Source organism: Mixta sp. BE291, assembly GCF_031457955.1.
Taxonomy (GTDB): domain Bacteria; phylum Pseudomonadota; class Gammaproteobacteria; order Enterobacterales; family Enterobacteriaceae; genus Mixta.
The window spans coordinates 71,350-94,547 of the sequence record NZ_JAVDXN010000009.1; the positions used below are offsets into that span (position 1 = coordinate 71,350).

25 protein-coding genes and 1 pseudogene are annotated in these 23,198 nt (G+C 51.8%); 17 read left to right on the forward strand and 9 right to left on the reverse strand.

Annotated features, from left to right (window positions below; translation table 11 throughout):
- Complete coding sequence (locus J2X14_RS17940; protein ID WP_352412537.1) at positions 1-1,278, reverse strand: O-antigen ligase family protein; 1,278 nt, start codon at positions 1,276-1,278, stop codon at positions 1-3.
- A gap of 2 nt (positions 1,279-1,280) precedes the next feature.
- Positions 1,281-2,240, reverse strand: coding sequence for a polysaccharide deacetylase family protein (locus tag J2X14_RS17945; RefSeq protein WP_352412538.1), 960 nt, complete (start codon positions 2,238-2,240; stop codon positions 1,281-1,283).
- Between the two features lie 274 nt (positions 2,241-2,514).
- Here J2X14_RS17945 and J2X14_RS17950 point away from each other — a divergent pair, with 274 nt between their 5' ends.
- From J2X14_RS17950 to coaD, 8 genes are all read left to right on the forward strand, one after another.
- The gene (locus J2X14_RS17950) at positions 2,515-3,606 is read left to right on the forward strand and encodes a glycosyltransferase (protein WP_352412593.1); all 1,092 of its coding nucleotides are present in this window, start codon (positions 2,515-2,517) and stop codon (positions 3,604-3,606) included.
- Between the two features lie 77 nt (positions 3,607-3,683).
- Positions 3,684-4,784 carry a glycosyltransferase family 9 protein gene (locus J2X14_RS17955; protein WP_352412539.1) on the forward strand — a complete coding sequence of 367 codons (1,101 nt, stop codon included), beginning with the start codon at positions 3,684-3,686 and terminating at the stop codon, positions 4,782-4,784.
- Between the two features lie 2 nt (positions 4,785-4,786).
- Positions 4,787-5,788, forward strand: coding sequence for a glycosyltransferase (locus J2X14_RS17960; protein ID WP_352412540.1), 1,002 nt, complete (start codon positions 4,787-4,789; stop codon positions 5,786-5,788).
- Between the two features lie 93 nt (positions 5,789-5,881).
- Entirely contained in the window at positions 5,882-6,958 is a 1,077-nt protein-coding gene (rfaQ, locus tag J2X14_RS17965; RefSeq protein ID WP_352412541.1) for a putative lipopolysaccharide heptosyltransferase III, read from the forward strand.
- Entirely contained in the window at positions 6,951-8,096 is a 1,146-nt protein-coding gene (locus J2X14_RS17970; protein WP_352412542.1) for a glycosyltransferase family 4 protein, read from the forward strand. The genes rfaQ and J2X14_RS17970 overlap by 8 nt, the downstream gene beginning before the upstream one ends.
- An 80-nt stretch (positions 8,097-8,176) precedes the next feature.
- Positions 8,177-9,451, forward strand: a complete 1,275-nt coding sequence (gene waaA / locus J2X14_RS17975; RefSeq protein WP_352412543.1) for a lipid IV(A) 3-deoxy-D-manno-octulosonic acid transferase — start codon at positions 8,177-8,179, stop codon at positions 9,449-9,451.
- Positions 9,452-10,231 carry a glycosyltransferase family 2 protein gene (locus J2X14_RS17980; RefSeq protein ID WP_352412544.1) on the forward strand — a complete coding sequence of 260 codons (780 nt, stop codon included), beginning with the start codon at positions 9,452-9,454 and terminating at the stop codon, positions 10,229-10,231.
- Positions 10,228-10,710: a pantetheine-phosphate adenylyltransferase gene (coaD, locus tag J2X14_RS17985; RefSeq protein ID WP_352412545.1), complete on the forward strand. Its 483-nt coding sequence runs from the start codon at positions 10,228-10,230 to the stop codon at positions 10,708-10,710. Before J2X14_RS17980 ends, coaD begins: the two co-directional genes overlap by 4 nt.
- A gap of 11 nt (positions 10,711-10,721) precedes the next feature.
- Here coaD and mutM read toward each other — a convergent pair whose 3' ends face one another.
- The 4 genes from mutM to radC form a co-directional block, all read right to left on the reverse strand.
- Positions 10,722-11,531 (reverse strand): bifunctional DNA-formamidopyrimidine glycosylase/DNA-(apurinic or apyrimidinic site) lyase, encoded by an 810-nt coding sequence (mutM, locus tag J2X14_RS17990; RefSeq protein ID WP_352412546.1) that lies wholly within the window; start codon positions 11,529-11,531, stop codon positions 10,722-10,724.
- Between the two features lie 75 nt (positions 11,532-11,606).
- Positions 11,607-11,774: a 50S ribosomal protein L33 gene (rpmG, locus tag J2X14_RS17995; protein ID WP_013094893.1), complete on the reverse strand. Its 168-nt coding sequence runs from the start codon at positions 11,772-11,774 to the stop codon at positions 11,607-11,609.
- A gap of 11 nt (positions 11,775-11,785) precedes the next feature.
- Positions 11,786-12,022, reverse strand: coding sequence for a 50S ribosomal protein L28 (gene rpmB, locus J2X14_RS18000; RefSeq protein ID WP_038629143.1), 237 nt, complete (start codon positions 12,020-12,022; stop codon positions 11,786-11,788).
- A 239-nt stretch (positions 12,023-12,261) separates the two neighbouring features.
- Positions 12,262-12,912 carry a RadC family protein gene (gene radC / locus J2X14_RS18005; protein WP_352412547.1) on the reverse strand — a complete coding sequence of 217 codons (651 nt, stop codon included), beginning with the start codon at positions 12,910-12,912 and terminating at the stop codon, positions 12,262-12,264.
- Between the two features lie 200 nt (positions 12,913-13,112).
- Between radC and coaBC the strand changes: the two genes are divergently transcribed.
- From coaBC to slmA, 3 genes are all read left to right on the forward strand, one after another.
- Positions 13,113-14,327 carry a bifunctional phosphopantothenoylcysteine decarboxylase/phosphopantothenate--cysteine ligase CoaBC gene (coaBC, locus tag J2X14_RS18010; protein WP_352412548.1) on the forward strand — a complete coding sequence of 405 codons (1,215 nt, stop codon included), beginning with the start codon at positions 13,113-13,115 and terminating at the stop codon, positions 14,325-14,327.
- On the forward strand, positions 14,305-14,763 hold the full coding sequence (dut, locus tag J2X14_RS18015) for a dUTP diphosphatase (RefSeq protein WP_352412549.1): 459 nt from the start codon (positions 14,305-14,307) through the stop codon (positions 14,761-14,763). The genes coaBC and dut overlap by 23 nt, the downstream gene beginning before the upstream one ends.
- 120 nt (positions 14,764-14,883) lie before the next feature.
- A complete protein-coding gene (slmA, locus tag J2X14_RS18020) occupies positions 14,884-15,480 on the forward strand; it encodes a nucleoid occlusion factor SlmA (protein WP_352412550.1) in 597 nt (198 codons plus the stop codon).
- Positions 15,481-15,541: 61 nt separating this feature from the next.
- Here slmA and pyrE read toward each other — a convergent pair whose 3' ends face one another.
- Both pyrE and rph read right to left on the reverse strand, forming a co-directional pair.
- Entirely contained in the window at positions 15,542-16,183 is a 642-nt protein-coding gene (pyrE, locus tag J2X14_RS18025) for an orotate phosphoribosyltransferase (RefSeq protein WP_352412551.1), read from the reverse strand.
- Positions 16,184-16,241: 58 nt separating this feature from the next.
- Complete coding sequence (gene rph / locus J2X14_RS18030; protein WP_352412552.1) at positions 16,242-16,958, reverse strand: ribonuclease PH; 717 nt, start codon at positions 16,956-16,958, stop codon at positions 16,242-16,244.
- A gap of 213 nt (positions 16,959-17,171) precedes the next feature.
- Here rph and J2X14_RS18035 point away from each other — a divergent pair, with 213 nt between their 5' ends.
- Together J2X14_RS18035 and J2X14_RS18040 are read left to right on the forward strand one after the other, a co-directional pair.
- Entirely contained in the window at positions 17,172-18,035 is an 864-nt protein-coding gene (locus tag J2X14_RS18035; protein WP_352412553.1) for a YicC/YloC family endoribonuclease, read from the forward strand.
- 188 nt (positions 18,036-18,223) lie between these two features.
- Positions 18,224-18,532: pseudogene (locus tag J2X14_RS18040) on the forward strand (Arm DNA-binding domain-containing protein); the annotation flags it as partial.
- A gap of 55 nt (positions 18,533-18,587) precedes the next feature.
- Here the strand turns inward: J2X14_RS18040 and J2X14_RS18045 are convergent.
- The gene (locus tag J2X14_RS18045) at positions 18,588-19,208 is read right to left on the reverse strand and encodes a hypothetical protein (protein ID WP_352412554.1); all 621 of its coding nucleotides are present in this window, start codon (positions 19,206-19,208) and stop codon (positions 18,588-18,590) included.
- A gap of 406 nt (positions 19,209-19,614) precedes the next feature.
- Here J2X14_RS18045 and sid point away from each other — a divergent pair, with 406 nt between their 5' ends.
- The 4 genes from sid to J2X14_RS18065 all read left to right on the forward strand — a co-directional run bounded on the left by sid (position 19,615) and on the right by J2X14_RS18065 (position 23,155).
- Positions 19,615-20,154, forward strand: a complete 540-nt coding sequence (gene sid / locus J2X14_RS18050; protein WP_502890030.1) for a capsid size-determining scaffold Sid — start codon at positions 19,615-19,617, stop codon at positions 20,152-20,154.
- A complete protein-coding gene (locus tag J2X14_RS18055; RefSeq protein ID WP_352412556.1) occupies positions 20,151-20,399 on the forward strand; it encodes an ogr/Delta-like zinc finger family protein in 249 nt (82 codons plus the stop codon). The genes sid and J2X14_RS18055 overlap by 4 nt, the downstream gene beginning before the upstream one ends.
- 393 nt (positions 20,400-20,792) lie before the next feature.
- Complete coding sequence (locus tag J2X14_RS18060) at positions 20,793-22,253, forward strand: hypothetical protein (RefSeq protein WP_352412557.1); 1,461 nt, start codon at positions 20,793-20,795, stop codon at positions 22,251-22,253.
- Positions 22,254-22,255: 2 nt separating this feature from the next.
- Positions 22,256-23,155, forward strand: coding sequence for a DNA adenine methylase (locus tag J2X14_RS18065; RefSeq protein WP_352412558.1), 900 nt, complete (start codon positions 22,256-22,258; stop codon positions 23,153-23,155).
- The last annotated feature ends 43 nt before the right edge of the window (positions 23,156-23,198 follow it).

Here is a 23,198-nt window from a genome sequence, read left to right on the forward strand (position 1 = left end):
TTAACGCCGCTTTTGCGGCGTGGCGTTAAGGTTCTGCCACAGCAGGCAGAGAACAAGCAGCAGTGAAACGCAGACGGTTAGCTCACGGCTGATAAAAACCACATCCGTTAAGCCGCTGATCACCACCGCCAGCATCACAGAAAACAGCAGAGCATTATTTTTGCGCAGCGCATAAATAATGAGCGTCAGGTAAAACAGCACCATGATTAACGCTCCCGGAATGCCCTGTAAGGTCGCGCTATCGATCAGCTCATTATGCAAATGGATAGAAACAAAGTTTAACGCGCTGGCATCCTGGTGCGTTTCTTTAACGTACGCCTTAAACCACGCTGTGCGCTGTTCCATGTTCATACCCAACGGATTGGCGGCGAAGCAGGCTATGCCAATATTCCACATCGCCAGGCGGCTGGTAAGGGAGCCATGTTTATTACCATGATCCTGGCTATAACGGTTAAATTCAGCAATGGCGATATCAGCCCTGGGTTTGATCATTGGCTTGTAGCAGGCCGCCGCCAGCACCGCTACGGCGATAACAATACCTGCCGCCGCTTTCCAGCCTAAATGGCGGAACTGAAAAATCCCCACAAAGAAAATAATGAACGGGAACGTGGCGATCATATTTCGCGTGCCGGTCTGAATAATCACAAACCAGGCAATAATGAAAACGCCGAGGCAGAGCAACAGCTGGCCCTTCGCATGGCTTTTGGCGGCCAACATAAACAGCACCACCGCCGCCAGCATCGCGTAGCCATAAGCGGAGATCGTGGCGCGATCGAGCGCAAACTCCACCCGATGTGCGCTGCTGAAATATTGATAAAGCCCATACGCCGTGGTGCCAATAAAAGCAGCGATCAGCCCCCACTCCATCATGCGGCGAATAAGCTGCGGATGGCGTGTCCGCTGACTAAACAGATAATAACTAATCACGGCGGCAATCAGCAGACGTTTACCGGCGTTGAGGTAATCGTTAAACGGGTCATAGTCTGCATTGCCAAGATAGTGCCAGTAAAACCAGATCACTTTGCTGCAACCCAGCAAAGCCAGCGCTCCCGTAAACCAAAGATGGCGGCGACTCAGCTGCCGCCCGTTGGCGATAATGCCGATTAGCGAAAAATAGAACGCCCAGTAAAAAGAGACTTTTGCCGTTTTCTCGTTAATAAAAGTAAACATCACGGCAAATAACACCGCCGCTATCGCCATAAAATAGAGCGCATCGCGCCAGCGATTTTTAATCAGCGAGCGGCCCGTTTCGCCCGAATATGCGATTTCCCTGGTCATTTTCACCTTGCCTGAAAGTATTGATAATATTCTGCCAGCGTCATGCCCTGCGTACGCTGCTGTAGCCAGCTGAACAGCGCCTCTAACTCCTGGTATAAGCGCTCAATATCGGCTTCTGTTTTAAAGGTGGGGCTGCCATCCGGCATAAATTCGGAGGAGTGCAGCATAAACTCAACGTAATCATTGCCCTGCGCCAGGCTTTGCTCCGCCACACGCTTCATGGCCGCCAGGTTGCCGCCGGAAGGACGCAGCCAGTTAACCGACGGGCCGCGTTTTTTGCCGCGTAACCGATCGTAACCCTGCTTCAGCTGGTTCATAAAAGCGGAGTGCTTGTATTGGATGCTCATCGGCACTTCCAGCAGCGTGGAATCGCCGCTGCGTGAAATATCCTGCGCATCAAGAAAATAGGCGTGCTGCGGGAAGTGGCGATAGTCGGTGCCGCCCTGCCCCTGCGGCGCGCCGGGCGAGCTGCGCCAGCTCACGCGTGGGGTAACCGAGCAGTCAACCTGATAGCCCAGCTCACGCAGCACGGCGGCATAACGTTCATCAAAAGCCCATCGTCCGGCGCGATGGCTGAGCATTTTGGTCTGGAATTTCTCTTCCAGCAGATCGGTCATGAACCTGACTTTGTCCCGCAGCAGATGGTCCGGGAATTCAATCAGGTAAGGCTGCCAGCGCCAGTCGTCATCGGTCAGCGGCGTTTCCGGCGGGCTATTCCACGCATGCAGATGCATACCGACTTCGCCTTGACCACGCTGGATCACATCACGGGCAAATTCGACGTAGGCCGGGTCGCTGGCCATTTCATAGTTGGTCAGCCAGGTCGGCTTAAAGCCATATTTTTCACAGAGCGCCTGAAAACGCGGCAAAAAACGCGTGTTATGAGTAGTAATGGTCTGCCGATTGCGCCAAAGATTGTCGCCTTCGGTATCAATTGTGATGAGAAAAGCCGGTTTATTCATCTTACGTCCAACGCTCCACGAGTTGAGCCGCCATGTTACGCAGCCCCTGAAGGCAGAGCAAAATTATTTCATTACGATAATTCCCCTTCTTTTGCTGCCAATGGCAGGCTAAGCTTCGGCAGTTAAGCGCTCGCTGCGTTGCGTTGAGCGTTAGTCAGGCGCGTTACCCGGCTTGTAGAATGAGAAACTTAACGAATAACAAAATAACTCTTACACTTTTGCCAGTGACATTGCTGCACACATAAGGATTTCAAAATTGTCCAGGCGTATTTTGATGGTCATCGATGGCTTACCAGGAGGCGGCGCAGAGAAGGTGGTGCTGACGCTGGCGAAGGGCTTGCTGTCGCAGGGGCATCAGGTTTCGCTCTTTTCTTTACGCAGCGTATGTGATTATCCCCTACCTGCCGGGCTGGATTATCAGGTGATTCAGGATCGCTGCCGTAAGCCATGGCGTAAAATCACCGAGCTGCCACGGCGGGCTCGCCTGTTGGATCGGGCGGTGGTCAAGGCGGAACAACAAAGCGGCGCGTTTGATTTGGTTATTTCCCACTTGCACAAAACTGACCGCATTGTTAGCCGCTGCCGCCATCTCGATCCCACGAAAACCTGGTACTGCCTGCACGGCGTATTCTCTGCCTCTTATCTGGCGCGTCGCAAAGGCTTTTCCCGCTGGCTTAAGATCCAGAAAACCCGCCGCGTTTATCAACATCGCAACGTGATCGGTGTGTCCCAGTTTGTGCTTGACGATCTGAAGCAGCACTACGGCATCAGTCCGGCGAAAGAGGCGGTTATTTATAATCCCTTCGACATTGAGCATATCCGGCAACAGGCGCAGGAAGCATGCGAGCTGGCAGATCAGGATTATTTGCTGCACGTGGGGCGCTTTCATCCGACAAAACGGCACGACCGTCTGTTGCAGGCCTATGCGCTCAGTGGCTTGCAGGCGCCGCTGGTGCTGATTGGTCAGGGCGACGCCGCCCGCGTTAACGAATTAAAGCAGCTGGCGCAGCAGTTGAACATTGCCGATCGCGTCATTTTCAAAGGCTTTACCCCGAATCCCTATGCATGGATAAATCATGCACGTATGCTAATCGTTAGTTCCGATAGCGAAGGGTTCGGCAACGTGTTGGTTGAAGCACTGCTGTGTCAAACGCAGGTGGTCAGTACCCGCTGCCCCGGCGGCCCGGAGACCATCTTGCAGGGCGAACTGGCGCGTGGCCTGGCGGAAATGAACAGCGAATCACTGGCAGAAAGAATGAAGGACATTTATCATCGGCCCCTCGATCTGCAGCAGCTCGATCTCTCGCCTTATCATATCGAGACTATCTGCCTGCGCTATCTCGCCTTGATTGAGCACGAACGATGATGCGCAGTAATAGAATAATATTTTTAGCAGGGGATGGTTATGCTTTGCCCCGTTGCCAGTCCCACTGAGGAAACGGTGTGAATTACATTTTCATTTTTATTTTACTGCTGCCGATTAAAGGGCTTCGCAAGCTTCTCCATAAAAAGAGAGGGCGCAATCTGGTGATCCAGACGGCCAAAATTGGCGACTTCGTTAACATCACACCGTTACTGGCGCATCTGCAACACAGCGATGCGCTGCTCAGCCGTAGCGTTGCGCCGCTGGCAGAACACGACGCTACGCTGCAAAAAATCTGGTATATCGAAGATCATAAAAACAGTTTGCTGGCAAAAATCGGCCTGGCTTTGCAGTTAATGAACCGGTATGACAACGTCTATCTATTGCACCCCAACAACCTTAACCTGTTTTATGCCGCCTGCTGTAACGCGACGAATAAACGTTTTCTCTCTCACTATCGCCGGAAATGGTATCAAGGCCTGTTTTACTGGACGGCTAACGGGGTGGTAGAGCATGAGAAAAACACGCTGACGCTGGAAAATTACCTTAAGCTGGCCGACTCCCGCTTAACGAAAGACGCTTATCCGAAGCATGCCACGCATCCGCTCTATCCTCTCGCTTCGGTGCCTGCGGCGCTTCAGCGTCAGGATGGCATTAAAATCGGCTTAAGTATCTCTGCTGGTAATCAGGCGAAGACGATTCCGCCTGCAATCTGGAAAAAGCTGTTTGATCGCCTGTCTGACCTACCCTGCCTGTTTTATATTTTTGGTGCGCCGTCGGAACTGCCTCGGCTGCATGAGCTGTATAAAGAGGTAGGCGAACGCGAAAATATCATTAACCTGATCGGCTCCGTTCCGCTGGAAGGCTTGCCCCACGCCATCAGCATGATGGATTTTTATATCGCTTCTGATTCGGGCAATGTCTATATCGCTGATGCTGTCGGCGTGCCGGTTGTGCTGATTTATGGCCCTTGTTGCGTAGAAGAGCAACGGCCTTTGGGCGATGTGCTGTTAATTGGCCCCGACCATATTGCACCTTCTTCGTTTGTTTTCGCCGCGCTGTATCAGTTCCATCATCCGGCAGAGCAGCTTTATGCGCTTGATAACCGCAAACTTGACGATATTTACGCCTTTATCGCAGCCCGTCAGCCGGAGCGGCTGTGTCAAAACAAGCCTCATTAACTATGACTCAACAATCTGTAACCGCTTCGCCTTTACTGAGCGTCATTATTCCGATGTATAACGCCGGGAGCCTGTTTGACACCTTTATGGCATCGTTGCTGGCGCAAACCTTTACCGACCTTGAAATCATCATTGTGAATGATGGTTCCACCGACGGCAGCGCCGAGCGGGCCGCGGACTATGCCGCCCGTTATCAACATATCAGCGTCATCAATCAGGAAAACGGCGGGGTTTCGCGCGCGCGCAATGCGGGCCTGGCGGTGGCGCGCGGAAAATATGTCACCTTTCCCGACGCCGACGACACCCTGTCGCCCAGCATGTATCAGACACTGGTGGCGATGGCCGAGCAGGACGATCTGGATGCCGCGCAATGTAACGCAGAATGTTTTTACGTTGGCAGCCAGCGCGTCAGAACGCTGATTCCGCTTGATCGCCTGACCTCGACCGGGGTTCTGGAGGGTGCCGCCTGGCTGAGCAAAGCGCTGGCGACCCGGCGCTATCTGCATGTCGTCTGGATGGGCATTTATCGCTTATCTTTGATTAAATCCCGTGAGCTGCTGTTTGAGCCAGGGCTGCATCATCAGGATATCCCCTGGACCACCGAGTTTATGCTTAACGCCCGCCGGGTGCGTTACACCGATAGCGCGCTGTATCGCTATCATGTACACGATCAGTCAATCAGCAACCGCAAGCGCACCGGGCAGCGTAACGTAGAGTATCAGCGTCACTATTTGAAGATTGCGCGCATGCTGGAAGAGATTAATCAGCGTTACCGTGACAAGGTAAAAATCTATCCGCAGTTTCATTACCAAATCACGCATGAAGCGCTGAGCGTCTGTCATGCCGTGCGGCGCGAGCCGGAAGCCGATGCGCAACAGGCGATCATTGCGGATATATTCTCAACGCAAACCCACCGAAGAATGTTGCGTAACGCGCGCGGTCTGAAACAGTGGTATCAGCTATTGCTCTGGCTGAGCCGTCTTTATCGCTGGCGCAAACAATAAGCGGGCAAGGTCAGGGGAATGCCGCAAACTGCGCTTTCGTCCCTGGCCGCTTTGTCCTAAGATCGGCTCACTTCATTCTGAGACAGGTTTTGTATGGTAAATCAGATTCCTGCATCGTTTACCCCCCGCAATATTCTGGTGATTAAACTGCGTCACCATGGCGATATGCTGCTGACCACGCCGGTCATTAATGCGCTCCACCAGCGTTATCCCAATGCCGCCATTGATGTGCTGCTTTATCAGGAAACGCGCCCGATGCTACAGGCGCATCCGGCCATTCGTAAGCTGCATGTGATCGATCGTAAGTGGAAAAAACAGGGCATCTGGTATCAGGCCAAACAGGAACTGAAGCTGGTCAACGCGATTCGGGGCAGCCATTACGATGTGGTGATTAATCTGGCCGATCAGTGGCGCAGCGCGTTGTTGACGCGGCTTTCTGACGCGCCAGTGCGCATTGGCTTCGCGTACAACAAGCGCAATAACCGCTTCTGGCGCTTCTGCCATACGCATCTGATCTCGACGCAAAACTTCGGTCAATTGCATACGGTAGAGCAAAACCTGCTGGCGCTGACGCCGCTGGATGTGCCGACCAACCACGCGCCGGTCTCAATGTATTATGCCGATGAAGACTGGCAGGCCACGCAAAAACAGCTGCATGAGCAAGGCGTTAGCGGTGCTTACCTTGTGATTCAACCCACGTCGCGCTGGATGTTTAAATGCTGGGAAGATGAGAAAGTCGCGGCGTTAGTCGATCGGTTACAGCAGCCAGGGCTGCAAATTGTCTTAACCGCAGCGCCCGACCAGAAAGAGATGGCGATGATTACCCATATTCTCTCTCTGTGCCACAACCCTCCGGTCACGACGCTTGCAGGCCAGCTCAGCCTGACGCAGCTGGCAGCGCTTATCGATCACGCCCGGCTGTTTATCGGCGTCGATTCCGCCCCGATGCATATGGCGGCAGCGCTGCAAACGCCCTGTGTCGCGCTATTTGGCCCCACCAAGCTGCAACAGTGGCGGCCGTGGGGCGCGAACAATCGGGTTATCTGGGCGGGCGATTACGCTGCGCTACCCACGCCCGACTCGATTGATACCAAAACCGAGCAGCGCTATTTAAGCGCGATTCCGGTTGAAGATGTGGTTGCTGCGGCAAGGAGCTATCTGGATGCGTAAAATACGGCTGGCGATTGTGCGCCAAAAATATCGGCCCGACGGCGGCGCTGAGCGCTTTATCGCCCGGGCGCTGGAAGCGTTAAACAGTGACCAGCTCGATCTGAATATTATTACCCGCAGCTGGCAAGGCACCCCTAAACCTGACTGGCATCTGCATATCTGTAACCCGGCGAAACTGGGACGCATCTCCCGCGAGCGCGGCTTTGCCACGGCGGCGCGCGACTGCTGGCAGCGTGAGCAGTTTGATATTGTTCAAAGCCACGAACGCATTGCCGGTTGCGATATTTTCCGTGCCGGTGATGGCGTACACCGCGTCTGGCTCGAGCAGCGCGCGCGTATCGTTTCACCGCTGCAACGGCTGAGCGCAGCGCTCAGCCCCTATCATCGCTATGTGCTGAAAGCGGAAGAGGAAATGTTCCACTCCGCCGCGCTGAAAAAAGTGATCTGCAACTCTGAGATGGTGAAGCGAGATATTATTCGCTGTTTTAACCTGCCCGACGATCGCATTACCGTGATCTATAACGCCATCGACTCGCAGCGATTTCAGCCCGCCACGGACGCCACGCGGCATGCCAGCCGACAGCAACTGGCGATACCGCCGCAGGCTGTGGCGCTGATCTATGTTGGCTCTGGTTTTGAACGCAAAGGACTGAAGGCGGCGATCCAGGCGATCGCTAATAGCGATCGCTATCTGATCGTGGTGGGTCAGGACAAGCATCAGGCACGTTACCAACAGCTGGCCAATCAGCTGAACTGCCTGGATCGCCTGCGTTTTGTCGGCGTACAGCAGGATGTGCAGCCATTTTATCATGCGGCGGACGGCCTGATTCTGCCGACGCTATACGATCCTTTCCCTAACGTGATTCTGGAAGCGATGGCGTGCGGCCTGCCGGTTATCACCAGCACCGGCTGCGGCGGCGCGGAATTTATTATTCAGGGGAAAGAGGGGTTTGTATGCGATGCGCTGGATATCAAGGCATTGCATGAAGCCGTAACGTCGATTCCTGCAAAAACGCAGGATTCAACGATGGGCGATGCCGCACGCGCCAGAATTCTGCCTTATACGCCGCAGCGGCTCGGCGCGGAATTGCATTCGCTTTATCAGCAGCTGCTCTCCGGCGCGGCGGAAGATAGATGAGTGCAGGCAAGTTATCTGCTAACATGCCGCATTCCGCATATTTTGCTTAAGTCTGACGCATCAGTGTCGTAAAGATCGGTATGACAACGATTTACACCGCCCTGCTTTACCTCATACAGCCTCTGATCTGGCTGCGCCTTTGGCTGCGCGGCCGCAAAGCGCCGGCCTATCGTAAACGCTGGGCGGAGCGCTACGGCTTTTGTACAGGCAAAGTCAGCCCCGGCGGCATCCTGCTGCATTCGGTTTCCGTGGGCGAAACGCTGGCCGCCGTACCGCTGGTACGGGCGCTGCGTCATCGCTACCCAACGCTGCCCATCACCGTCACCACCATGACGCCAACAGGGTCGGAGCGCGCGCAGTCCGCGTTTGGCAAAGATGTGCATCACGTCTATTTGCCCTACGATCTACCCGGTGCGATTAACCGCTTTCTTAATACCGCCGATCCCCGCCTGGTCATCATTATGGAGACCGAGCTGTGGCCTAACTTTATTAAAGCGCTGCATGAACGTCAGGTGCCGCTGGTTATCGCCAATGCGCGGCTGTCGGCGCGTTCAGCGAAGGGGTATAAAAAGCTGGGGAAATTTATGCGCCAGCTATTGCAGCGCATTACGCTGATTGCGGCGCAGAACGAAGAAGACGGCGCGCGGTTTGTTGAGCTGGGCCTGAAGCGTTCTCAGCTGGCGATTACCGGCAGCCTGAAATTTGATATTTCAGTAACGCCTGAGCTGGCGGCACGCGCGGTCACGCTGCGTCGTCAATGGGCGCCGCGCCGTCCTGTCTGGATCGCCACCAGCACTCACGAAGGCGAAGAAGCGATCGTGCTGGAAGCGCATCGTCGCCTGCTGGCGCACTTCCCGGATCTGCTCTTGATTCTGGTGCCGCGTCACCCGGAGCGCTTCGATACCGCACGGGAAATGACGCAGAAAGGCGGCTTCAGCTATACCTTGCGCAGCAGCGGCGAAATTCCCTCCAGCAGCACGCAGGTAGTGATTGGCGATACCATGGGCGAACTGATGTTGCTGTACGGCATTGCCGATCTCGCCTTTGTGGGCGGCAGCCTGGTTGAGCGCGGCGGCCATAATCCGCTGGAACCGGCAGCGCATGCTATTCCGGTGCTGATGGGTCCGCATACGTTCAATTTTAAAGATATTTGCAGCAAGCTGAAGCAGGCGGATGGTCTGATTACGGTTACCGATACCGCCACGCTGGTGCATGAAGTGGGTAACCTGCTGATTGATGATGATTACCGGCGATATCATGGCCGCCACGCGGTGGATGTCCTGCATCAAAATCAGGGCGCGCTACAGCGTCTGCTCCAGCTGCTTGAACCCTACCTGCCGCCACGGAATCATTAAATGTCCACACGCCAACGCCTGTCAGTGGTGATGATCGTCAAAAACGAAGCTGCGCTGCTGCCGGATTGCCTGGCTTCAGTAAGCTGGGCCGATGAAATTATCCTGCTGGATTCCGGTAGCCAGGACGCCACGTCTGACGTCGCTCAACAGTATGGCGCAAAGGTTTTTCACTCTCAGGACTGGCCCGGCTATGGCCGCCAGCGCCAGCGAGCGCAGAGCCACGCCAGCGGCGATATGATTTTGATGATCGATGCCGATGAGCGCGTCACGCCAGCACTGCGCGCTGAGATTGAACAGGTGCTGGAGGCTGCGCCGCAGCCGAATAAGGTTTACAGCCTCGGCAGGCTCAATCTGTTTTTAGGGCGCTTTATGCGCCACAGCGGCTGGTATCCCGATCGTGTGGTGCGCCTTTATCCACACGCCTATAGTTATAACGATCATCAGGTGCATGAATCCCTGGAGACCCAGCAGGCGCAGGTGGTGCCGTTAACGGGTGATTTACAACATCTGACCTGCCGCGACTTTTGCGCTTTTCAGCGTAAACAGCTGGCCTATGCGGAAGCCTGGGCGCAGCAGCGCCATCAGCAGGGGAAACGCTGCGGCGTTTTCTCGGTGTTCAGCCATACGCTGGGCGCGTTCTGCAAAACGCTGCTGCTGCGTGCCGGTTTCCTTGATGGCAAACAGGGCTGGCTGCTGGCGGTGGTGAATGCGCAATACACCTTTAATAAATACGCGGCGCTGTGGGCGCTGGGTCAGTCAGCGAGCGGAGATAAAAAATGAGTACCAGAGCGATCTATCCCGGCACCTTTGATCCCTTTACCCTCGGTCATCTGGATATTCTGAGCCGCGCAGCGCTGATGTTTGACCATATTATTTTGGCGATTGCCGCCAGCCCGAGCAAAAAACCGCTGTTTACGCTGGAAGAGCGCGTTGCGCTGGCGCAGGAAGCCACTGCGCATTTACCCAACGTCGAAGTGACGGGTTTTAGTGATTTGATGGCGAATTTCGCCCGCGATCGTCAGGCCAACGTGCTGGTGCGCGGGCTGCGCGCGGTATCTGATTTTGAATATGAGATGCAGCTGGCGCATATGAATCGCCACCTTCTTCCGTCACTGGAAAGCGTTTTTCTGATGCCTGCAGAAGAGTATTCGTTTATCTCGTCTTCGCTGGTAAAAGAAGTTGCCCGCCACGGCGGCGAAGTAAAAGCGTTTCTGCCAGCGGCGGTTTATCAGGCTCTGCTGGCGAAACTGGCAGGCTAAATCGTCCGATCTTATTGCTGGCAGTGACGGCAGAAAAAGGTGCTGCGCTGCCCATGCTTAGCGCTTTCAATCGGCGTGCCACAGACGCGGCATGGCTCACCGGCGCGACCATAAACCTGTAGCTCCTGCGCGAAGTAGCCCGGCTTGCCATCGCTTTGCAAAAAGTCACGCAGCGTGGTGCCGCCCTGCTCAATAGAGCGCAGCAATACCGCCTTGATTACCTTGACCAGCAGCGCCGCTTCTTCCCAGGTTAGCGACATCGCGGGACGATCGGGCAAGATCCCGGCCGCAAACAGCGACTCGCTGGCGTAGATATTGCCCACGCCCACCACCAGCTTATTATCCATCAGCCAGGGTTTGATTGCGGTACGCTTTCCGCGTGATTTTTCAAACAGATAGTCGGTATTAAACGGCTCGCTTAACGGCTCCGGGCCCAGATGCGCCAGCACATTGCTTGCCTCCAGGTCACTACTCCACAGCCATGCGCCAAAGCGGCGTGGATCGGTGTAACGCAACACTTTACCGTTGCTCATCACCAGATCGACATGATCGTGTTTTGCCGCCGGGATCGCTTCAGGCAGGACGCGCAGGCTGCCAGACATGCCAAGGTGAATAATAATCCAGCCTTCAGGCAGCTCCAGCAGCAGATATTTTGCGCGACGCTGCACGCTCAGCACCGGCTGGTCGCTCAGTGCATGAATCTCCTGTGAGACAGGCCAGCGTAAACGCGGATTACGCACCACCGCGTGCAGAATGGTTTCGCCTACCAGGTGCGGTTCGATGCCGCGACGGCTGGTTTCTACCTCAGGTAATTCAGGCATGACAGCTCCTCACGTTTTACGGTTTCATAAAAACAAAAAACCCGGCCGAAGCCGGGTTTTTCGTGGAAGCCGCAATTATTTAATTTTAGCTTCTTTGTACATCACGTGCTGGCGTACAACCGGGTCGAACTTTTTCAGTTCCAGTTTTTCCGGTTTAGTACGTTTGTTCTTCGTGGTGGTATAGAAGTGACCTGTACCAGCAGAGGAAACCAGCTTGATCTTCTCACGAATACCTTTAGCCATGATTCAGTTCCTTAGTACTTCTCACCACGGGCACGCAGATCGGCCAGAACCGTATCGATGCCCTTCTTATCAATTACACGCATACCTTTAGCAGATACACGCAGAGTAACGAAACGTTTCTCGCTCTCAACCCAAAAACGGTGAGAGTGCAGGTTCGGCAGGAAACGGCGTTTCGTCGCGTTCATTGCGTGGGAACGGTTGTTACCCGTCACCGGACGCTTGCCAGTTACTTGGCAGACTCGTGACATGTCAATTCTCCAAAAATCAAATCAGCTCGAGCTTTAAAAATTAGGTCTTGGCCGCCTCGTCAGGCTGGTAGCCCATCCAGGCGAGTTCCATGTGAACCCGCTGAGCAGGCCTAAACGCCAAACCCGAGATTCTCAAAGGTGGCGTAGTATACGCCTTGTATCGCCAGCGCTCAAGTCCCGAACAGATAAAGATCCCGATGGATCGCCGAAATAGCACAGAAAAGCGGCAATATTTGCCGTTAAAGCCAGCCGCGCTCGGCGAAAGAGACGTATTCTCCCCTGCCAATCACTAAATGGTCGAGCACGCGAATATTCATCAGCAGGCAGGCTTGCTTGATACGTTGGGTGATTTCGCGGTCGGCGGCGCTGGGTTCCGCGTGGCCAGAAGGGTGATTGTGCGCCAGAATCAGCGCCGCTGCATTCAACTTTAACGCCACACGCACAATTTCCCGTGGATGTACCTCGACGCTGGCAAGGGTGCCGGTAAACATCTGCTGGGTCTGCAGCACCCGATGCTGATTATCCAGAAAGATAGTCATAAAAATCTCGCGCTCCTGATGCGCCAACTCGCTTTGCAGATACTGCTGCGTCAGTTGGGGACTTTCCAGCACGTTTTCGCGTGCCAGCTGCGCCTGAAAAAAACGCCGTCCCAGTTCCGCTACCGCATGCAGCTGCGCCAGTTTGGCGTCGCCCACGCCTTTGATGGCAGCGAACGCGCTTTTTTCTGCGCTCATTAGCAGATAGAGCGAGCCAAACGTCTCCAGCAGCTCATGCGCTAACGCCATTACCGGTTTGCCGCACGCGCCGGTACGTAAAAAGATGGCCAGCAACTCCGCATCGCTTAGCGCAGGCGCGCCCATTTGCACTAGTTTTTCCCTGGGTTTTAACACGCGCCTCTCCCGCTGGCTGTTTGCGCTATCCGGTCATTACTGTGCGCCTGCGGTGTTAATCGCGCCAGCGGCGAGATTTAACTTTTCGAGAAGCCTCGCAAAGGTGGCGGGATGCTAAACAGTATGTCCCCGTTAATGTGTTAAAATCGCGCCATTGTGACAGGCCTGGTTTATCTGAAGGTCAATAAGGGCGAGCGAATATGATGGGTTTAACCGGTAAACATATTGTACTGGGCGTCAGCGGCGGCATCGCGGCTTACAAAACGCCTGAACTGGTGCGGCGCTTACGCGATCGCGGCGCGGAAGTCCGTGTGGTCATGACCGAAGCCGCCAAAGCGTTTATCACGCCGTTAACGCTTCAGGCCGTTTCCGGTTATCCGGTGTATGACGATTTGCTCGACCCGGCCGCCGAGGCGGCAATGGGTCACATTGAACTGGGTAAATGGGCCGATCTGGTGATTCTTGCCCCCGCCACCGCCGATTTAATCGCACGCGTGGCGGCAGGCATGGCTAACGATTTGGTTACCACGCTCTGCCTGGCGACCGCCGCGCCCATTGCCGTGGTGCCGGCCATGAATCAACAGATGTACCGCGCCCTGCCGACGCAGGAAAACTTGCAGCGGTTGACCGGACGCGGCGTATTAATCTGGGGACCGGACAGCGGCAGCCAGGCGTGTGGCGATGTGGGTCCGGGCCGTATGCTTGACCCGCTGGCGATAGTTGATCGCGCCGTGGCCTGGTCAATGCCCGTCAACGATCTGCAACATCTCCGCATTATGATCAGCGCCGGTCCTACGCGCGAAGCGCTCGATCCGGTGCGCTATATCTCTAATCACAGCTCCGGCAAGATGGGTTTCGCTATTGCCGCCGCCGCCGCCGCACGCGGGGCCAGGGTTACGCTGGTTGCCGGTCCGGTTGCGCTGGTTACGCCTCCAGGCGTCACGCGCATTGATGTCACCAGCGCACTAGAGATGGAAAAAGCGGTAATGTTGCATATTACGCAGCAAGATATTTTCATTGGTAGCGCAGCCGTGGCAGACTACCGGGCAGTAGCGATAGCGCCAGACAAAATCAAAAAACAGGGTGATGAAATCACCCTGAACATGATCAAAAACCCCGATATCGTTGCAGGGGTGGGCGCAATGCATGAAGGGCGTCCGTATGTTGTAGGGTTTGCTGCTGAAACCCGTAATGTGGAAGAATACGCCCAACAAAAACGTGTGCGGAAAAATCTGGACCTTATCTGCGCCAATGATGTATCCAAATCGGGGCAAGGTTTCAACAGCGATACTAATGCTCTTCACCTTTTCTGGCAGGAGGGAGAAAAAGTTTTACCCCTCGCGGATAAAACACTCCTTGGCCAGCAGTTATTAGACGAGATTGTCAGCCGTTATGATGAAAAAAATCGACGTTAAGATTATTGATGCGCGCGTAGGCAAAGCGTTTCCTCTGCCGACTTACGCCACTTCCGGCTCCGCAGGTCTGGATTTGCGCGCCTGTCTTGATGCCCCGCAGGAGCTGGCGCCTGGCGCCACTATGCTGCTGCCAACCGGCCTGGCAATACATATTGCCGATCCCACTCTGGCCGCCGTTATTCTGCCGCGCTCTGGCCTTGGTCATAAGCATGGCATCGTACTCGGCAACCTGGTGGGGCTGATTGACTCTGATTACCAGGGGCAACTGATGGTTTCCGTCTGGAACCGTGGCCAGGAGAGTTTTACTATTCAGCCTGGCGAACGTATTGCTCAGCTGGTTTTCGTGCCGGTCGTGCAGGCAGAATTTAATCTGGTTGAAGATTTCGACGCCAGCGCGCGTGGTGAAGGCGGTTTCGGTCACTCCGGCCGGGAATAAACGCACAGCAACACCCTCCGCAACCCGACTTGTTTATTTTTCAGCACCGTGAGATGCCTTCTCACGGATGTTGCGTGGGCCTTTGCCCGTTTATGATAAATCTCAGGGGTTTATAACGTCATGGCAGAAAAAAAGAGCGCGAAAAGGAATCGTCGCGATGAAATCCTGCAGGCTCTGGCGCAGATGCTGGAATCCAGCGACGGAAGTCAGCGTATCACTACCGCTAAGCTGGCCGCCACGGTTGGTGTCTCTGAAGCTGCGCTTTACCGTCATTTTCCCAGCAAAACGCGGATGTTTGACAGCCTGATCGAGTTTATTGAAGACAGCCTGATTACACGTATCAATGCGATTCTGAAAGACGAAAAAGAGACCATGGCGCGTCTGCGCATGATCGTGCATCTGATTCTGGGTTTTGGCGAACTGAATCCTGGCCTGACGCGTATTCTTACCGGCCATGCGCTGATGTTCGAGCAGGATCGTTTGCAGGGGCGTATTAATCAGCTTTTCGAGCGTATTGAAGGCCAGCTGAAGCAGGTAATGCGCGAGCGCAAAATGCGTGAAGGGGAAGGCTTCACCACTGACGAAACGCTGCTTGCCAGCCAGCTGCTGGCTTTCTGCGAAGGCATTCTGTCGCGCTTTGTACGCTCAGAGTTTCGCTACCGTCCTACGCAGGAATTTGATGTGCGCTGGCCGCTGCTGGCGGCACAGCTGGTATAAGCATGCTAAACCTGAAGGCCGCCGGGTCAGCATCAGCCCGGCGACGTTCTACCGCAGGCGCTTAGATACCGTAGCTTTGACGATAGTTACGTACCGCCGCCAGATGATCGGCCATTTCAGGCTTTTCTTCGAGGTACTCAATCAGATCGCTTAGCGTGATGATCGCTGTTACGTGGCACTGATAATCGCGCTCCACTTCCTGAATAGCAGAGATATCACCGCGTCCACGCTCCTGACGATCGAGTGAAATCAGCACGCCAGCCAGGCTTGCATCGTTCGCGGCGATAATCTCCATTGATTCACGGATGGCGGTGCCTGCGGTGATTACATCATCGACCAGCATAACGCGCCCCTGTAGCGGGCTACCAACTAACGTTCCGCCTTCGCCATGATCTTTCGCTTCCTTACGGTTAAAGCAATAAGGGACGTCGCGCTGATGGTGATCCGCCAACGCAACGGCGGTAGTGGTGGCGATAGGAATCCCTTTATAGGCAGGGCCGAACAGCAGATCGAAATCAACGCCGGAATCAACCAGCGCCTGCGCGTAAAAACGGCCCAGCAAAGCCAAATCGCGTCCGGTATTAAACAGACCAGCATTAAAGAAGTAAGGGCTTTTACGTCCCGACTTCAGGGTAAATTCGCCAAATTTTAATACCTGCTTGTTTAAAGCAAACTCAATAAACTCACGCTGCCAGGCTTTCATCTTTACTCTCCGCAATTTAACGATATAAAAAAGGCGACTCTCTGGTCGCCTGAAATAATTAGTTGTTTAGCGCCGCCTTCTGCGCCTGAATCAAGGTATCGATGCCGTCTCGCGCCAGCGCCAGCAGCGCCAGCAGCTCCTCATGGCTGAAGGGTTCGCCTTCCGCCGTGCCCTGAACCTCGATCATGCGGCCATCTTCCATCATCACCACATTCATATCGGTTTCTGCGGCGGAGTCTTCGACATATTCCAGATCGCACAGCGCTTCGCCGTTAACGATACCCACGGAGATAGCTGCGACCATGCCTTTCATCGGATTTTTCGCCAGCTTACCGGCGGCAACCAGCGCATTTAGCGCATCCGCCAGCGCCACGCAGGCACCGGTAATGGAAGCGGTACGGGTACCGCCATCGGCCTGCAGCACATCGCAATCAAGGGTAATGGTATATTCACCCAGCGCTTTCAGATCGACCGCGGCGCGCAGTGAACGCGCAATCAGACGCTGGATCTCCAGCGTGCGCCCGCCCTGTTTGCCCTTCGCGGCTTCGCGCGCGTTGCGGCTATGGGTGGAACGCGGCAGCATGCCGTATTCGGCGGTAATCCAGCCCTGTCCCTGACCTTTAAGGAAGCGCGGCACGCCCTCTTCTACGGTCGCGTTACAGAGCACTTTGGTATCGCCGAATTCAACCAGTACAGAACCTTCTGCATGTTTGGTGTAGTGACGAGTCAGGGTAACGGGACGCACCTGCTGTGTGAGACGGCCTGCTGGACGCATGGTTTTTCTCCGGCTTGCTAATATTGGCTGCGCATTATACGGTTTTCAGCCCTGCCTGCCTACCGAACATGCTTTTTCAGTGCGCGAACCGGGTATAACCCTTTATTACTCACCACGATTAATGGCTATTTCCGTTAACCGGCGCTTATACCTGTTAAGGGAAGGCGCGCGTCGCTATAATTCCCTCATCTTTCCTGAATACGGGTACGCAAAATGATCCGCAGCATGACCGCCTACGCCCGGCGTGAAACCAAAGGCGAATGGGGCAGCGCAGCCTGGGAGCTGCGTTCCGTGAACCAGCGCTATCTTGAAACTTACATTCGCCTGCCGGAACAGTTCCGCAGCCTGGAGCCGGTTATTCGTGAGCGTCTGCGTAATCGCCTGACGCGCGGGAAGATTGAATGCAATTTACGCTTCGATGCCGATCCCAGCGCGCAAAGCGCATTAATTTTAAACCAGCCGCTGGCAAAGCAGTTGCTGGAAGCCGCGCAGTGGGTGAAACAGCAAAATGCTGACGGCGCGATCGATCCGGTTGATATTTTACGCTGGCCTGGCGTGATGTCTGCGCAGGAGCAAGATTTAGATGCGATTAACGCCGAGCTGATTGCCACGCTGGAGCTGGCGATTGACGACTTTATCGCCGCGCGTGAAAGCGAAGGCGCCGCGCTGAAGGGCATGATTGAGCAGCGTCTTGCAGGCGTTAGCACTGAAGTGCAGAAGGTTCGCGCCTGGATGCCGGAAGTGCTGAAGTGGCAACGCGATCGTCTGGTGACCAAGCTGGAAGAGGCTGAGCTACAGCTGGACAACAATCGTGTTGAGCAGGAGCTGTTGATGATGGCTCAACGCATTGATGTTGCCGAGGAGCTGGATCGCCTTGAAGCGCACGTTAAAGAAACCTATAACATTTTGAAAAAGAAAGAGGCCGTTGGCCGCCGTCTTGACTTTATGATGCAGGAATTTAACCGCGAATCGAATACGCTGGCGTCAAAATCAATTAATGCCGATATCACCGCATCAGCGATTGAGCTGAAGGTGCTTATTGAGCAAATGCGCGAACAGATTCAGAATATCGAATAAGGTTTTATTGACCTTTATTAAAAAGCAAAACCAAGCAAAGTCCGCATCCTAGCGGGCTTTTTTGTTATCATGAGCCATCAAAACGCATCATTGAAGCGCGTATTTAAGGTGTACCCAAGGGTGTACCTTTTGTAATTTCTGAATTTCATTTTGGGTACACCCTTATTCAATGCTCTGATAAATGATTAATGCTAAAGCTTACAGACATGCAGATCCGCGCCTGGATAAAGTCAGGAGAACGGTCTGAAGGCCGTTCAGATGGTAATGGGCTATATCTCAGGTTTAGGAAAGTAGATAAAACCTCTACTTGGCGGTTTCGCTACAAACTCGCCGGAAAATCACGAGCCATGCTCATAGGTTCCTATGCCAAGGTGTCACTTTCCAAAGCTAGAGAAATAGCAAAGCAGTTATCAGTTCGTATCGCGTTGGGTTATGACGTCGCAGCTAAGAAGCAGGAACGTAAAGCCGAAGCATTAGCAAAGCTTGAGGCAGAGAAAACCAATGCTTCAGTCTGTTCTGCATGATCATGTTTCTTAGGCTAGGTATCCCGCATTAGGATGGATTTGGATTATGCATTGTGTTCTTTCTCTCAATAGCTCTTTTTTTGAAAAACTCCAGCGTTGAATCAGCGCAATATTCTTGCAAGTATTTATAATTCTCTTCAAACTTTGGCAGATCTTTAGCCACTGTGAATTTTTTAGGAAGCATACGCGCAGGATCATCAACAACCTCAAAGGTGAGTGACTTATGTTTGCGATCTTCCTCAATTAGCTTCAATGTTGCGACTACCGGGCTTTTATCCATTGCGCCATCAACGAGTTGGCGAACTTGAAATTTTCTAGCAAAAACAAAGTTCTTGAACGTGGGACTCTCACCATTGAATGTTATACTCCATGTTAATGGCATTCCATCACATAACCCTTCGGAAATAATTTCACCATCAATAGAACCATCATCATCGACATTCATCTGTATAGTTACTAATGGTTCGTTGTTGTTAAGTCCGAGATCCTTACTGTTAATAATTAGATCAGCATCATTGGACCATTTACCAGTGAGGAATTTTTTCTGATAAAGGTTCTCATACATATCGTTTCGAAACTGAAAATAGAAGGTTGCTACACCAATCAACAGGCTTATGACTGTGCAAATTGATACAATACGAGCTGACATATTTATCCCTTTTTCATTGTGAACTTAGTCATTATTAGACAAAAATTAGTGAGAATTTCCAAGTAACATTTATACATGGTGTAATCGATACGTTAGCCCGGATGGTGACCGCCCAAAATAAACCAATTTAGTCCGGCAATTCCATTTTGCGTGTACACAAGAGTTTACCCAATTAAAAAATGTATAATAAGAAATCCAGTAACAGCAATGATTTGATACCTCTACTCTACAAGTAGATTCAGAGTCACTCCTCATCAGCATTCATATGACTTTATAATGGCAACAAAACCTGTAATTTACGGGTTTTATTGTCTCATCAAGAATCATCGCTTTTCGCTAAACTTCCCGCCTTTATTTTACTATCTGGTGTACCAATTGCCCTTTAATTGTTATCAGTTTTAGTGACCTGCGTGGAGTGATTACGCCGGAACTGCGTGCCGAACACAGCCAGCGTATCGCCAGTCGCGAGTTGGCTGAAGAGTTTACCGGCCTGATTAAGGAGCTGGAATTCGAGCATGAGGGGGAGATGATAGCAGCCGTGCATACCGGCCGCGCTTACGTTAACGCGCACAACACGGCCTTTACGCAGTATGTGGAGAGCCAGTGGGAAGCCGCCATGCGCAACGCCAGCCCAACCCTGATACACGCCATCCGGCTGAAACTTCTGTCGCTCAGGCTCAATGACCGTGGACGCCATACCGACCCGCAGCATGAAGAGCCGGAAGTGATACTTGCACGTGAAGTCGGAAAGCTGCTGACCAATAAGGCGGAGGGCGCGCGACTGGATATGAATGCTGAGCCGGTGCTCTCAGAGATTGGCATTTATCGTCCCGCGCTGACCGGTGTGGATATGCATCTGTATAACAGCCCGGCCGCCATCCAGAAGCTGATACAGGAGCGCAAGGAGAAGCGTGAAGTAAAGCAGCAGAAGGCGAGCCTGGCATGATGCACTGTCCGTACTGTAAAAGCCCGGCGCACGCCAAATCGAGTCGCTATATGTCCGAACAGGTTAAGGAACGTTATCATCAGTGCACCAACCTGGACTGTTCCTGCGCGTTCAAGACCAGCGAGAGCATTACGAAAGTGATTACCGCACCGCCGCTGCCAGAAACCTGCCAGGCACTACCTCCAACGCCGCCTCAGCGTCAACCGCATACGTTGGGACGCTATGGAAGCGCCTTCCGGCACTGACCCAAAATTCTATTCATTCCCTGCCACCAGGCGGGGATTTTTTTGAGCAAAGCTAAAGATTTTCTGTACGGTGACGAGTATAAATAGTGATGCATGCAAGAGCTGCATGGTTGTGCATGCAAAAAATGCGTACTAGAAGCACGAACAGGGCCAGTGCTGACGCGGCATGAGCCCGTGCATGCAGCTGCATGAAAAGCGGTGCATGAAGCGGGCAGGCGTGGCGGGGATAGCATTGCGCGCAGTTAAAGTAGATGCGGTGGTAGTAGCTACAAGGCTACCTAGATTTTAGTCGGCTATATTCTTGTTCTTTTTTTACACGTAGAATTGTAAATCTTCTTGAATCGTAAGTGTTGTTCAAAACAGCCTCTTTTAACGTTAGAATACGGAAATTTTATGCCCATAACTCAACAAGTTAATGTCAGGGATTTAACCATCGATTTGCAAAATTATCGCACAGTGCCCCAAAAAAATGAGACTGATGCTATACAGGCAATGATAACCATTAGTCCCGATTATTTTTGGGCGCTTATGGGCAGCCTGATTGATGACGGATATCTTCCTACAGAAAATATAATTGTAATCGATTACGGTAATAACAAAAAAGTGGTGAAAGAGGGTAATAGACGCATCGCCTCTCTTAAAATTATTCATGGCTATGTTAATGCTAGCCTTTTCGATATGCCCGATGCATTTAAACAGCGTATTTCTAGTCTTCCACAGAGCTGGCGTCAGGAAAACTTATCCATACCTTGCACGATCTATGATCAAAAAGACTCTAACCTAGTAGATAAAATTGTCACACTTACTCACGGTAAGGGACAGAAAGCTGGACGTGATGATTGGGAAACGGTAGCCAGAGCTCGCCATAACCAGAAAAATAATTCCTCGCCTGAGTATGGGCTAGTATTACTTGAAAAATATCTTGTAAGCGGCACTAATCATTCCACTGAGCAAAAACTTAGATGGTCTGGAAAATATAGCCTCTCGGTACTTGATGAAGCTTTACCAAAAATTTTCACTAGAGTCGGATGTAATTCAACTTCTGATCTTGCTTCAAAATATCCAAATATTAATTTCAAAAAAGAACTAGACAGTGTTCTTTTAGCTATCGGCCTTGGTGAGCTAAATTTCCCCGCAATTCGTGGCTCAGTTGATTTTCTTCTACGCTATGGGATACCACCTGTAACTCCCGCAAATACAAACGGCGGACTTACATCTACTGGAGCGAATATACCTACATCAAACCCCAGCCATCCCAGTAATCCGCAAGCAAATCCTGCATCGCCTACTACAGCTGTCACTAGTGTTGCAGGAACCACAACAGGCTCAGCATCTCCTGTAGTGAGCGCAGCTAAACCTACTAAAAAAGTAACTGCAACATCGACTCATGATATAAAAACTGTAAGAAGACACTTGCGTGGTTTAAAATTATACGGTAACCATAGAAGTAAGCTCGTTGATATAAAAAAAGAAATGCTTGAATTAAAGATTGATGCTACTCCTATTGCTTTTGTTTTTTTATTAAGGAGCATGGTTGAGCTTTCAGCTAAGGCTTTCTGTGAAGATAAAAAGTTAGAGCCTAATGCTCCTACCTGCAAGAAAAAAGATGGAAGTGATAAAACTCTAGGGGACACTTTGAGAGATATTGTGGATTTTTTAACACAGAAGAAGCAAGACAAACAAATGTTAAAGCTATTACACGGGCCGATTACTGAGCTAAACCGCCCTGATGGAATTTTATCAGTTACGTCCATGAATCAGTTGGTCCATAATCCAGCATTCATAATTAAAAGCACAGATATACCTGCTTTATTTTCAAGTATCTTTCCTCTCATAGAAAAAATGAATAAGTAATTATGGCAAACTATAGAACTCCATTAAGATATCCAGGTGGCAAACAAAAATTAGCCCCTTTTATTTTAGAGTTGGTTAGAACAAACTCGTTAGAAGGGGGAGATTATGTTGAGCCATATGCAGGAGGAGCCGGAGTTGCAATGCAACTTCTCATCGATGGTCACGTAAGCAGAGTTCATCTCAATGACTCATCGATCCACATTTATGCCTTTTGGCACTCCATACTTAATAGAACTGAAGATTTTTGCAAAGCCATATCAAAATCACTTATGACAATAGATGAGTGGAAAGCTCATCGTGAAGTCGTACGCCATCCCAATGACTATGATTTATTTGAGCTAGGTTTTTCAACGTTTTACCTTAATAGAACAAATCGTTCAGGCGTATTAAGCGGGGGAGTTATAGGTGGTTTAGCACAGGCAGGGAACTGGAAGTTAGATGCAAGATTCCCTCATAAAGCTTTGATTGAACGCATTGAATTAATAGCAACAAAGGGCAATGAAATTCATATATACAATAAAGACGCTGAAGATTTTTTCTCAAGCGTTTTACCAAATTTACCAAAGAAAACTTTAATGTATTGTGACCCACCTTACTTTGAGAAAGCTAGCGGTCTTTACCTTAATTTTTACAAAGCTGAAGATCATAAGCGCATAGCGAACATCATCAAAAGTATCACCAACGTCAATTGGGTAGTATCTTATGATGCTGTTAAAGATATTTTGGATTATTATAAATCAAAAAGAATGTTTCTGTATGATTTGCAATATAACGTATCAAAAGTTTATAAGGGAAGCGAAGCATTTATATTTTCTGACGACTTAGTAATACCAAAAAATTCTTCAGTTAAATTTATAGATTCAGCTTTGAAAAACAAAGGTTTATTATTCGAACAGGCCTAAAAGTTAGGGGTTGTGACTGTTTTCTTTACAACCCAAACTATCT

Coding starts and splice junctions, on each gene's coding strand:
- J2X14_RS17940 (WP_352412537.1), bottom strand. CDS start 1,278: ATGACCAGGGAAATCGCATATTCGGGCGAAACGGGCCGCTCGCTGATT.
- waaA (WP_352412543.1), top strand. CDS start 8,177: ATGACAACGATTTACACCGCCCTGCTTTACCTCATACAGCCTCTGATC.
- rfaQ (WP_352412541.1), top strand. CDS start 5,882: ATGGTAAATCAGATTCCTGCATCGTTTACCCCCCGCAATATTCTGGTG.
- J2X14_RS18035 (WP_352412553.1), top strand. CDS start 17,172: ATGATCCGCAGCATGACCGCCTACGCCCGGCGTGAAACCAAAGGCGAA.
- rpmB (WP_038629143.1), bottom strand. CDS start 12,022: ATGTCACGAGTCTGCCAAGTAACTGGCAAGCGTCCGGTGACGGGTAAC.
- J2X14_RS17980 (WP_352412544.1), top strand. CDS start 9,452: ATGTCCACACGCCAACGCCTGTCAGTGGTGATGATCGTCAAAAACGAA.
- pyrE (WP_352412551.1), bottom strand. CDS start 16,183: ATGAAAGCCTGGCAGCGTGAGTTTATTGAGTTTGCTTTAAACAAGCAG.
- J2X14_RS17950 (WP_352412593.1), top strand. CDS start 2,515: ATGGTCATCGATGGCTTACCAGGAGGCGGCGCAGAGAAGGTGGTGCTG.
- J2X14_RS18055 (WP_352412556.1), top strand. CDS start 20,151: ATGATGCACTGTCCGTACTGTAAAAGCCCGGCGCACGCCAAATCGAGT.
- slmA (WP_352412550.1), top strand. CDS start 14,884: ATGGCAGAAAAAAAGAGCGCGAAAAGGAATCGTCGCGATGAAATCCTG.
- J2X14_RS17960 (WP_352412540.1), top strand. CDS start 4,787: ATGACTCAACAATCTGTAACCGCTTCGCCTTTACTGAGCGTCATTATT.
- coaBC (WP_352412548.1), top strand. CDS start 13,113: ATGATGGGTTTAACCGGTAAACATATTGTACTGGGCGTCAGCGGCGGC.
- rpmG (WP_013094893.1), bottom strand. CDS start 11,774: ATGGCTAAAGGTATTCGTGAGAAGATCAAGCTGGTTTCCTCTGCTGGT.
- J2X14_RS18060 (WP_352412557.1), top strand. CDS start 20,793: ATGCCCATAACTCAACAAGTTAATGTCAGGGATTTAACCATCGATTTG.
- coaD (WP_352412545.1), top strand. CDS start 10,228: ATGAGTACCAGAGCGATCTATCCCGGCACCTTTGATCCCTTTACCCTC.
- mutM (WP_352412546.1), bottom strand. CDS start 11,531: ATGCCTGAATTACCTGAGGTAGAAACCAGCCGTCGCGGCATCGAACCG.
- rph (WP_352412552.1), bottom strand. CDS start 16,958: ATGCGTCCAGCAGGCCGTCTCACACAGCAGGTGCGTCCCGTTACCCTG.
- J2X14_RS17970 (WP_352412542.1), top strand. CDS start 6,951: ATGCGTAAAATACGGCTGGCGATTGTGCGCCAAAAATATCGGCCCGAC.
- J2X14_RS18045 (WP_352412554.1), bottom strand. CDS start 19,208: ATGTCAGCTCGTATTGTATCAATTTGCACAGTCATAAGCCTGTTGATT.
- J2X14_RS17945 (WP_352412538.1), bottom strand. CDS start 2,240: ATGAATAAACCGGCTTTTCTCATCACAATTGATACCGAAGGCGACAAT.
- dut (WP_352412549.1), top strand. CDS start 14,305: ATGATGAAAAAAATCGACGTTAAGATTATTGATGCGCGCGTAGGCAAA.
- J2X14_RS18065 (WP_352412558.1), top strand. CDS start 22,256: ATGGCAAACTATAGAACTCCATTAAGATATCCAGGTGGCAAACAAAAA.